Annotated in this window: 9 protein-coding genes, 1 tRNA gene and 1 pseudogene; 6 read left to right on the top strand and 5 right to left on the bottom strand. The window is 69.5% G+C overall.

Going from position 1 to position 10,606, the window contains the following annotated elements:
• Positions 1–147 precede the first annotated feature (147 nt).
• Positions 148–486, bottom strand: coding sequence for a hypothetical protein (locus STROP_RS18400; protein WP_029126748.1), 339 nt, complete (start codon positions 484–486; stop codon positions 148–150).
• Positions 487–898: 412 nt separating this feature from the next.
• Here STROP_RS18400 and STROP_RS18395 point away from each other — a divergent pair.
• Both STROP_RS18395 and STROP_RS18390 read left to right on the top strand, forming a co-directional pair.
• Positions 899–1,662: pseudogene (locus tag STROP_RS18395) on the top strand (DUF5753 domain-containing protein).
• The gene (locus tag STROP_RS18390; protein WP_012014863.1) at positions 1,653–1,841 is read left to right on the top strand and encodes a DUF397 domain-containing protein; all 189 of its coding nucleotides are present in this window, start codon (positions 1,653–1,655) and stop codon (positions 1,839–1,841) included. The pseudogene STROP_RS18395 and the gene STROP_RS18390 overlap by 10 nt, the downstream one beginning before the upstream one ends.
• Before the next feature lie 188 nt (positions 1,842–2,029).
• Here the strand turns inward: STROP_RS18390 and STROP_RS18385 are convergent.
• From STROP_RS18385 to STROP_RS18370, 4 genes are all read right to left on the bottom strand, one after another.
• Positions 2,030–2,104, bottom strand: a tRNA-Arg gene (locus STROP_RS18385).
• Positions 2,105–2,199: 95 nt separating this feature from the next.
• On the bottom strand, positions 2,200–2,892 hold the full coding sequence (locus STROP_RS18380; protein WP_028680522.1) for a winged helix-turn-helix domain-containing protein: 693 nt from the start codon (positions 2,890–2,892) through the stop codon (positions 2,200–2,202).
• Positions 2,893–3,151: 259 nt separating this feature from the next.
• The gene (locus STROP_RS18375; protein WP_012014861.1) at positions 3,152–3,817 is read right to left on the bottom strand and encodes a DUF305 domain-containing protein; all 666 of its coding nucleotides are present in this window, start codon (positions 3,815–3,817) and stop codon (positions 3,152–3,154) included.
• 13 nt (positions 3,818–3,830) lie between these two features.
• Complete coding sequence (locus STROP_RS18370; RefSeq protein WP_012014860.1) at positions 3,831–4,652, bottom strand: thioredoxin-like domain-containing protein; 822 nt, start codon at positions 4,650–4,652, stop codon at positions 3,831–3,833.
• Between the two features lie 100 nt (positions 4,653–4,752).
• Between STROP_RS18370 and argS the strand changes: the two genes are divergently transcribed.
• The 4 genes from argS to thrC all read left to right on the top strand — a co-directional run bounded on the left by argS (position 4,753) and on the right by thrC (position 10,520).
• Complete coding sequence (argS, locus tag STROP_RS18365; RefSeq protein WP_012014859.1) at positions 4,753–6,417, top strand: arginine--tRNA ligase; 1,665 nt, start codon at positions 4,753–4,755, stop codon at positions 6,415–6,417.
• Positions 6,418–6,582: 165 nt separating this feature from the next.
• A complete protein-coding gene (lysA, locus tag STROP_RS18360; RefSeq protein WP_012014858.1) occupies positions 6,583–7,995 on the top strand; it encodes a diaminopimelate decarboxylase in 1,413 nt (470 codons plus the stop codon).
• Positions 7,996–8,003: 8 nt separating this feature from the next.
• Positions 8,004–9,317, top strand: coding sequence for a homoserine dehydrogenase (locus STROP_RS18355; protein ID WP_012014857.1), 1,314 nt, complete (start codon positions 8,004–8,006; stop codon positions 9,315–9,317).
• 153 nt (positions 9,318–9,470) lie between these two features.
• On the top strand, positions 9,471–10,520 hold the full coding sequence (gene thrC / locus STROP_RS18350) for a threonine synthase (protein WP_012014856.1): 1,050 nt from the start codon (positions 9,471–9,473) through the stop codon (positions 10,518–10,520).
• Positions 10,521–10,606: the final 86 nt, after the last annotated feature.

Below are 10,606 nucleotides of genomic sequence, written 5' to 3'. Positions count from 1 at the left end.
GGTCGCGCTCCCTGGATCTCTTGAGAGTCTCCCTTCGAAGATGCTTTGAGTCCGCGTGGCGCTTGTCTTGCTGAACTGTCAGGTGCTAGAAGGCCCACGTGGGGAGGTGACGGGACGGCGGTCCCCACACCCATGTCGTGTCGGGCGTCACTCCTGCGGCTCCAACGCCGGCCGCCGGTAGGGGCCCCAGGCCACGAACCGGTCGAACAGTTCACGCGGGCCCTGCCCGTCGTGCGGGTTCAGGTGATACAGGTCGTGCATCGCCTCGTACAGCAGCCCGGCGAGGTAGATCGACAAACTGGGCAGTCGCGTCGCGAACTCGGCTTTCAGCAGCAGCCGGGCCTCCGTGCAGGGCCATGGCTGACCGCACGCCCGGCACGCCCACATCGGCCGCAGTGGCGTGTGCGGCGGTCGGCCACCGGCGCGGTGGCGGGGGTGTTCGGGGTGGGGGCCGAGTCTTGGCTGCGGCAGCGCGTGCGGGTTCACCATCGACCGCCGTTCGCCCGCCAGGTCTGAGCGGGCGTGAGCCACCCGACCCGACCAGGTTGCGGGAATGCCGCGGTCGGCTGGGTCGCCCATGACGCCGGGGCGACACCCCGGGCCCGGGGTGTCGGCTGTATCGGCGTTTTGTCCCGGTGGTTCCGGCGACGACGTCGAAGCAGGGCGTCGTTTCGGTTGCGGCGACGGCCCGGGAAGCGGAACAGCATGGCTACCTCCTCAGTGGCGTGGAGGGCCGCCCCACCAACCCCCGGCGGGGCGGCCCGACAGTGCCTCCGGCGGGTTCGGGTCCTCCACCGGCCGCACCGTCCTGTCCCCACTCTCCAAGGCGAAGCTGGACAACTACACAGCGTTGCATTTGGTTTTTTCGACAGTCTTCTTGTTCTGGATTGGAGCAGGCATGAACCACGCGTTTGTCGCAGCGCTCGCCGAAGCGGGGTACACCGCCGAAAGCCTCGCGGGTCAGGTCGGCGTCCATCCGAAGACCGCCGCGCGGTGGGCCAACCCCGGCCACATCCCACAGGCCCGACACCGCGCCACCGTCGCGGAGCTACTGGGCCGGGACATCGACACCCTCTGGCCGGACGCGAGCCGCCGCCGGGAGCCGGTCTGGTTCCGTCCCTGGGTCAACGTCGAGCGCGAGGCGATCGCGTTACGGGCCTTCGAGCTCGCCTGGGTGCCGGGGCTGCTCCAGACCGAGGCGTACGCGGAGGCGACCCTCGCCGGCGGCATCCTCACCACCGACACCGACGAGCTCGTCGAGGCGCGGCTCAACCGCCAGGCGATCCTCCAGCGCGAGCAGGGGCCGCTGCTGATCGCCGTGCTGGACGCCGGGGTCCTGCGGCGGCGGGTCGGCGACAGCCGGGCCCTGATGGCCGAGCAGCTCGCCCACCTCCTGGCCTGCGCCGAGTCGCCGCGGGTGCAGCTGCACGTCGTCCCGCTCGACGCCCCCAGCTACCCCGGGCTGGACGGGCCCTTCACCATCGCCGACATGCCGGACGGGTCGCGGTGGCCCACGTGGACAGCCCGGCGCGGGCGCAACTACTGGAGTAGACATCGGACATTGTTACGCTGGAGCGACGGTGGGAACTCATTCGTGGGGAGGCCCTCCCCCGTGGGCGCTCCCTGGATCTCCTGAGAGAAGCGGCAGCAGCATGGACCTGACCAGTGCCCGGTGGCGCAAGAGCACGAAGAGCGGCGGTAACGGCGGTAACTGTGTAGAGGTGGCCGACAACCTCTCCGGCGTCGTGGGCGTCCGGGACAGCAAGGACCCGACCGGTCCGGCGCTGATGTTCGGCCCGGTTCCGTGGAAGGCGTTCGTCGCGCACGCCAAGAAGTACTGACCCCACAACGGAGCGGGCCCGCGGCTTCGTGCCGGGGCCTCTTCGCTCAGCGGATCGGGCAAGCGCCCGACCTGCACTCCTCATGGCGCAGATGCCCGCCAGGAGCCGCTGGCGCTCGGGCGCAGCCGAATACGCGACAAAGCCCTCTGACCTGTTTTGCCTGGTCAGAGGGCTTTGTTGGCAATCGGTGGTGCCCCCGGCAGGATTCGAACCTGCGCTCCCGCCTCCGGAGGGCGGTGCTCTATCCCCTGAGCTACGGGGGCTCAGCGACCGGAGAAGAGTAGCAAACCCTTCCCGCGATCACCGAATCGGTATGCGCGGATGCGCTTCAGTCGCCCGCGTCCAGCCGAGCTTGGGGTCACGCGGCGACGGCGCGACCGCAGCTGGGTAGCGGGTGGAGCGTGATGCGGCGGGGTAGCCGACGCGGCCACTCATTACGGGGCCACGAGCCGTCCACGATCAGGTGGACCGTGCGCTGCTCTTCGCCGCTGAGTCGGAGTACGAAGTCGCGGGGGAGCGGGGGATCCACCGACGGTGTGGTGATCATGAATTGGACCCGACCTCGGGACGAGACCGCGGAGATGATGTCCGCCGCCGGCATCGTGCCGCGTAGCCGGATCCGGCCGATCCAGTGCACGTCGGCCAGGTGCTCCTGAGCGGCTCGGATGATCGATGGGTACTCGGTGCGTACCCATCGCTCCACCGCGCCGACGCAGAGCCCGCAGGCGCGTTCGCGCGGCTCCCGTGGACCGAGTCCCCACGCCCGCAGGTACGCCCCGATGGCGCCTGGGTCGAGCGGCAACCCGAACCGGCTCTGGATGAGGGCGTGAAGACCCTGCCGCGTCCAGAGCTCCTCGTCCAGGCCGAACGCGTCGGGGTAGCTGCCCCGCAAGGTGTCGATCAGCTCGAGTTCCTGTTCGCGGCTGAGCGCTCCCGGCTCGCTCTGCCGCACTCCGCGACGGACGGCCGCCACCGCCCCGTCACCGCCGATTGTGTGGCGTCGGCACCAGCTGGTGACCGAACGCCGCGCGTCTCTCAGTGCAACACCCACGTCTTACGCAACGAGTACGAATCGCAACTGGTCACGATATGTGCGGAGAAACTTCTCTTTGAGATGTATTCGCCCGGAGCGGTCTCAACTTCTCGAATCGGACTTAGTCGGTCAACTAGGCTGTCCGTCAAACCGTGACTCGCCGGGATGGCGCCGTCGTGGCGGTCCGAACCGGCGCCTGCGTCGAGCCTCTGACCATGACAAACGACCCGCACCACCACGTGGTGGTGCGGGTCGTGGGACGTAGGTGGCCGCCCGATCAGCCCCGGATGCGCTCGAGTGCGTTCCGCAGGTTGGTCAGATCCGTCTGCTGGGTGTTCTTCATGGTCTGCGCGGCCTGGACCACGTCCTTCTCGTTGCTCTGGTCGAGCAGCGCATCAACCATGTGGATGCCGCCGATATGGTGCGTGATCATCAGCTCGAGGAAGAGAACGTCCAACTCCTTGCCCCGGGCCTCCCGCAGCTGTGTCATCTGCTCCGCATTGGCCATCCCCGGCATCAGCCCGTCGCGGACCATCTCGGTGCCGTCCGGCAGCCATGCCATCCGGGGCTCGGAGCCGGTTGGATCCAGCTCCCACGACCGCAGCCAGGTCTGCATGATGCCGATGTCGCCCTGCTGGCCGAGGGCGATGTCGCTGCCGATCGTCTGGACCTCCTGGTCCGTGCCGTGCTTGAAGGCGATCAGCCCCATTTCCACCGCCTGGGCGTGGTGGGTGGTCATGTCCCGAGCGAAGCCTGCCTCGGCCGAGGTGTCCCCCGGTCGGTTGAGGTCGGGGGTGAGCAGACCTCCCGCAAAGCCGAGCAGGAGGCCGACCACGATGGCGATCGCCATCGCTGACGTGCCGAACCGGGTAGCGGGGCGACGGGCGCCATCGGCGCTCCGAGCTCCGTCCGGCTTTTCCTCGAGGGTCGTGAGGGCGGACATTCCGGCTCCCTAACTACTGCGGCATCTGCGGGCCGAGCTCCCGCGGAGTGGTGCCGGTGGCGGTGACACCCTGGGCGCAGAGGGCGGTTGGGCCCTCGACCGAGGCGTTGACCTTCAGCGTCTTGATGAAGTCGTCGATCCGGCTGTCGTCGGCGTTGTCGACCTTGAGCTGGTAGCCCCAGGCCTGTAGTGAGATCGCGGCGTCCAAGCCCTCGTACGGGCTGAGGAAGAGCTTTTCGTTGCCGCGTACCCGCTCGGCCAACTTCTCGACCTGGCCGGCGTCGAGGTCGGGCTGGTAGGTGATCCACACCGCACCGTGCTCCAGGCTGTGCACGGCGTGCTCGCTGGCGATCGGGGCGTCGTAGATGTCGCCCATGCAGTTCTGCCAGGCGTCGTTGTGGGGGCCGGCGACCGGAGGCAGGATGGAGTACTCGATCGAGCCCTGCTGGTGGTTACCGCCCGTGACCAGCTCCGGATCCTTCTCGCGGTAGTTGACGATGCCGGCGATAGCGTCCGCCCGCTCGTCCCACGGCTTGGAGCCCTGGAATGTCGCCCAGCCGCCATAGCCGACGATTGCGACGGCGAGTACGCCGACGGCGACGAAGAGGGCGATCGGCCCCCAGTTGCGACTCTGGCTTACCTTGACCGGGGTGATTGGCTTGCGTGGCCCCTTGCCGCCGCGCTGACTGCCCACGGGTTTGCCGGACCCCGCTTTGCCGCCCGCTGGCTTGCCGGACCCGGGCTTGCCACTGGCCGGCCTGCCCCCGGCCGGCTTCTTCGCGGTGCTGGCAACGGTCGGGCGGCGCTCCGGGCCGCCCGGGGTGCTGATGCTCATCGTGCCTCGTCAGGTCGGTCGGTCAGGGGATCTGGCGGGCCGGGGTCACATGCTGGGTCGCCGCCGCGGGGACTGAGTCTACCCCCGATAGCATGGTTCGGTGACTCCCGCAGAACTCGCCGAGGTCGTCCTCACCGCAGCCCACGCCGTCTTCACCGAGCGGGGCCTGGACCGCTCCACGCTTCCGGAGCAGACCGCGGTGGAGCGACCCCGCAACGTCGAGCACGGGGACTACGCCTCGACGTTGGCCCTCCAGCTCAGCAAGAAGGTGGGGGTCCCGCCGCGGGAGCTCGCCGCCGCGCTGGCCGAGCAGCTCGGCCAGGCCGTGGGGGTCAAGTCGGTGGAGATCGCCGGCCCGGGCTTCCTGAACATCCGCCTCGACGCCGCCGCCGCGGGCCAGCTGGCCCAGGTGATCGTTGAGACCGGCGCGGAATACGGCCGCAGCGGCCGGCTCGCCGGTCAGTCGATCAACCTCGAGTTCGTGTCGGCCAATCCGACCGGCCCGGTGCACATCGGCGGCGTCCGGTGGGCGGCGGTCGGTGACGCGTTGAGTCGGTTGCTCCGCGCCACCGGGGCTGCGGTCGCCACCGAGTACTACTTCAACGACGCCGGGTCACAGATCGACCGGTTCGCCCGTTCTCTGCTGGCCGCCGCGAAGGGGGAGCCGCCGCCGGAGGACGGGTACGCCGGCGCATACCTCGCGGAGATCGCGCAACAGGTTCAGTCCCGGCGGCCGGACGTGCTGGCGCTCGATGATGCCGCCGCCCAGGAGGTGTTCCGGGTCGAGGGTGTCGAGTTGATGTTCGCTGAGATCAAGTCCTCGCTGCGTGACTTCGGCGTGGAGTTCGACACCTACTTCAATGAGAAGGACCTGCACAACCGGGGTGAGTTGGAGCTCGCCCTCGAGCGGCTACGGCAGCAGGGCCACATCTTCGAGGCCGATGGTGCCACCTGGCTGCGGACCACCGACTTCGGCGACGACAAGGACCGGGTGCTGCGTAAGTCCGACGGCGAGTGGACGTACTTCGCCGCTGACTGCGCCTACTACCTGGACAAGCGGGAGCGTGGCTTCGAGCGGGTCGTGCTGATGCTCGGCGCGGACCACCACGGCTACCTGGGCCGGATGAAGGCGATGGTCGCCTGCTTCGGGGATGACCCGGGCCGTAACCTGGAGATCCTCATCGGACAGATGGTCAACCTGGTTCGCGACGGGGCCCCGGTGCGGATGAGCAAGCGGGCGGGCACCGTGGTGAGCCTCGAGGACCTGGTCGACGCGATCGGTGTGGACGCCGCCCGGTACGCGCTGGCGCGCTACTCCACCGACTCACCGATCGACATCGACATTGAGCTGTGGACCCGGGCCACCCGCGACAACCCGGTCTACTACGTGCAGTATGTGGCGGCGCGTACGGCGAGTGTCGGGCGTAATGCGGCGGAGGTCGGGCTGGCCCGGGGCGGCTCGGCGGACTTCCACCCCGAGCTGCTGGACCACGACAAGGAAAACGAGCTGTTGAAGGCGCTGGCCGAGTTCCCCGCCGTGGTGGCCACCGCCGCCGAACTGCGGGAGCCGCACCGGATCGCCCGGTACCTGGAGGACCTGGCCGGGGCGTACCACCGCTTCTATGACAACTGCCGGGTGCTGCCCCGGGGCGACGAGGAGATCACCGACCTGCACCGCGCCCGGCTCTGGCTGAACGACGCCACCCGGGTGGTCATCGCCAACGGACTGCGGCTGCTCGGCGTCGCAGCCCCGGAGCGGATGTGACATGCGAGCACGAGGAGTGAGCGTGCGAGCCCCGCAGTCGGGAAGCGGAGACAGAGTGCGAGCGCGAGGAGTGAGCGTGCGAGCCCCGCAGTCGGGAAGCGGAGACAGAGTGCGAGCGCGAGGAGTGAGCGTGCGAGCCCCGCAGTCGGGAAGCGGAGACAGATAGTGCGAGCACACGAGGCCGGCGCCCTGCATGGGGAGATCGGCAGCCAGGGGGCGGCGTGGCTGCGTGTCCCGCGGGACGTGAACGCGTTGGTGCCAGCGCTGTGGCCGCGTACCGTCAGCCGGGCGGCGGACGGCGCGCTCGCCGTCGCGGGCTGCTCGGTGCGGGATCTCGCGGCCGAGTTCGGCACCTCGGTGTACCTCCTGGACGAGGAGGACCTGCGGAGTCGCTGCCGGGACTTCCGGGCTGCCTTCCCGACCGAGGATGTCTACTACGCCGGTAAGGCGTTCCTCTGCCGGGCGGTGGCGCGGATGGTCGCCGAGGAGGGCCTGCACCTGGACGTGTGCAGTGGTGGCGAGTTGGCCACTGCGCTGGCTGCCGGGGTGCCGCCGGAGCGGATCGGCTTCCACGGCAACAACAAGTCGATCGCCGAGCTGAGCCGGGCGTTGGATGTCGGGGTGGGGCGGATCATCGTCGACTCATCCCACGAGATCGACCGACTCACCGCGCTGGCTCGCGAGCGGGGTGTCCGCCCGCGGGTGCTGGTGCGGGTCACCGTCGGCGTGGAGGCGCACACCCACGAGTTCATCGCCACCGCGCACGAGGACCAGAAGTTCGGCTTCTCGTTGGCGGAGGGCGCGGCGATCGCCGCCGTGCTGCGCATCCTCGACGAGGACGTGTTGGAGCTGCGCGGTCTGCACTCGCACATCGGGTCGCAGATCTTCGACGCGAGCGGCTTCGAGGTCTCCGCCCGCCGGGTGCTGGCGCTGCAGGCGCAGATCCGCGACGCGCGGGGGGTACAGCTACCGGAGCTGGACCTGGGCGGCGGGTTCGGTATCGCGTACACCTCGCAGGACGATCCGGCCACGCCGGCCGATCTGGCGAAGCGTCTACGCAAGATCGTTGACGGGGAGTGCGCCGCCGAGCGGCTGGCGGTGCCGCACCTGTCGATCGAGCCGGGCCGGGCGATCGTCGGCCCGGCCATGTTCACGCTCTACGAGGTGGGCACGGTCAAGTCCGTGCCGGTCGGCACCGGTGGTGACGCGGTCGATGGGCGCCGTTGTTATGTGAGTGTCGACGGCGGCATGAGCGACAACATCCGCACAGCGCTCTACGATGCGTCGTACTCGGCGACCCTGGCGTCTCGAGCGAGCGTTGCCGAGCCAGTGCTTGCCCGCGTTGTGGGAAAGCACTGTGAGTCCGGGGACATCGTGGTGAAGGATGAATTCCTGCCCGCCGACGTGCAGCCGGGAGATCTTGTCGCCGTGCCCGGCACGGGTGCGTACTGCCGGAGCATGGCCAGCAACTACAACCATGTGCCACGCCCCCCGGTGGTCGCGGTGCGCGACGGCCGGGCTCGCCTGATCGTCCGCCGGGAAACCGAAGAGGACCTGCTCGCTTTGGATGTGGGATGACATCACCTGTGCGCTTGGCGCTGCTCGGCTGCGGCACGGTCGGCAGCGAGGTGGTCCGGCTGCTGCACTCGCAGTCCGCCGATCTCGCCGCCCGGATCGGTGCCCCGCTGGAGATCGCCGGTATCGCGGTCCGTCGGATCGGTCGGGACCGGGGGGAACTGCCGGTTGATCCGGCCGTGTTCACCTCTGACCCGTTCGACCTGGTAAAACGGGACGACGTCGACGTGGTGGTCGAGTGTGTCGGCGGCATCGAACCGGCCCGGAGTTGGCTCGTGGAGGCGCTGCGGGCGGGTAAGAGCGTCGTGACCGCGAACAAGGTCCTTCTCGCCGAGGACGGCGGGACGCTGCACGACGCGGCGGCGCAGGGCGGGGGCGATCTCTACTACGAGGCGGCGGTGGCCGGCGCGATCCCCCTGCTGCGGCCGCTGCGGGAGTCACTGCACGGGGACCGGGTCACCCAGGTGACCGGCATCGTCAACGGCACCACCAACTTCATCCTCTCCGCGATGGACACCACCGGCGCCGGCTTCGCCGAGGCGTTGGCAGAGGCGACTGATCTGGGGTACGCCGAGGCGGACCCGACGGCCGACGTGGAGGGTTTCGACGCGGCCGCCAAGGCGGCGATCCTCGCCTCACTGGCGTTCCATACCCGGGTCGGTGCGGCGGATGTGCACCGGGAGGGCATCACCGAGGTCACCGCCGCCGATGTCGCCAGCGCCAAGGCGATGGGCTGCACCATCAAGCTGCTCTGCATCGCGGCGCGGGGCACCGCCGCGGATGGCCGGGAGACGGTCAGTGTGCGGGTGCATCCGGCGATGATTCCGCTGACCCATCCCCTCGCCAGCGTGGGCGACGCCTTCAACGCGGTGTTCGTGGAGGCCGAGGCGGCGGGACAACTGATGTTCTACGGGCCGGGCGCGGGCGGGGCGCCGACCGCCAGCGCGGTGCTCGGCGACGTGGTGGCGGTCTCCCGAAACCGGCTCGCCGGGGTCCGGGCGGCCAGTGAGTCCGCCTATGCCGACCTGCCGGTGCGGCCGATGGGGGAGGCGCTAACCCGCTACCACATCAGCCTCGACGTGACCGACCGTCCCGGGGTGTTGGCCGCGGTGGCAGGCGTGTTCGCGCAGCACGACGTATCGATCGCAACCGTTCGTCAGGGCTCCGCAGGCAGCGGTGTGGCTGGCCGGGACGAGGACGCCGACCTGGTCATCGTCACCCACGTCGCACCGGACGCCGCGCTCGCCGCGACGGTTCAGGCGCTGCGAGGGCTGGACACGGTCCGGTCGGTAGCCAGCGTGCTGCGGGTCGAGGGCAGCGCATAGCTCAGTCCGGCTTACCGGGTTCCGACGCGGCGTGGCCTGGGTCGCGTCCCGCCTGGTGGATTGCGGGCCGGGTGTGCTGGAGTCCGATCGAGTGGCTGGTCAGGCTGGACCCCGGTGGTTTCGACCGGGGCCGGGAGAGGCGGAGGGCACGACATGTGGCGGGGTCTAATCGACGCGTACCGAGATCGGTTGCCGGTCACCGCGACCACCCCGGTCGTCACCCTGCACGAGGGGAACACCCCGCTGTTGCCGGCACCGGTGCTGTCGGGGCGAACCGGGTGCGAGGTCTATCTGAAGGTCGAGGGTGCCAACCCGACCGGCTCCTTCAAGGACCGGGGGATGACCGTGGCGGTCTCCAAAGCGGTCGAGGCAGACAACAAAGTGATCATCTGTGCCTCGACCGGCAACACCAGCGCCTCGGCGGCGGCCTACGCGGCGCGAGCTGGCCTGACCTGTGCGGTGCTGGTGCCGCAGGGCAAGATCGCGCTGGGCAAGCTCGCCCAAGCATTGGTGCATGGTGCCCGACTGCTCCAGGTCAGCGGTAACTTCGACGACTGCCTGTCGTTGGCCGCGAAACTCGCCCAGGACTATCCGGTCGCCCTGGTGAACTCGGTGAACATTGATCGCCTACACGGCCAGAAAACCGCCGCGTTCGAGATCGTCGAGGCGCTTGGTGCCGCGCCGGACATCCACTGCATGCCGGTCGGCAATGCGGGGAACATCTCCGCCTACTGGCTCGGCTACTCGGAGGAACGGGCGGCCGGAAACATCCCCCAGACCCCGAAGCTCTACGGTTTCCAGGCCGCTGGCGCCGCGCCGATCGTCACCGGCCAGGCGGTGCGTGAACCGGCCACGATCGCCACCGCAATCCGGATCGGCAATCCGGCGAGCTGGACGAGAGCGCTGGATGCCCGGGACGCCTCTGGCGGTCTGATCGCCGCGGTTACCGACCGGGAGATCCTGTCCGCGTACCGGCTGCTCGCTCGCGATGTCGGGGTCTTCGTCGAGTTGGGTAGCGCTGCGAGTGTCGCGGGACTGCTCCAGCAGGCCGCCGCGGGCGCGGTGCCGCGGGGTTCGACGGTTGTCTGCACGGTCACCGGTCACGGCCTGAAAGACCCGGAGTGGGCGATCTCTACCGCCCCCGCGCCGGTGACCATCGCCAATGACCCCCTGGCCGCGGCCCGTTCGCTCGACCTGGCCTGAGGGTCGGGGCTGGGCGCGGTGCCAGCGAGCGAACCCCGCCGTACTGGTGTGGAACCAGTACGGGACACTCGACTCACCCGGACCCA

Origin of the sequence: Salinispora tropica CNB-440, from assembly GCF_000016425.1 — a bacterium.
Taxonomy (GTDB): Bacteria; Actinomycetota; Actinomycetes; order Mycobacteriales; family Micromonosporaceae; genus Micromonospora; species Micromonospora tropica.
The sequence above is the reverse complement of the archived record's forward strand: the minus strand, read 5'-3'. Positions and strand labels throughout refer to the sequence as shown.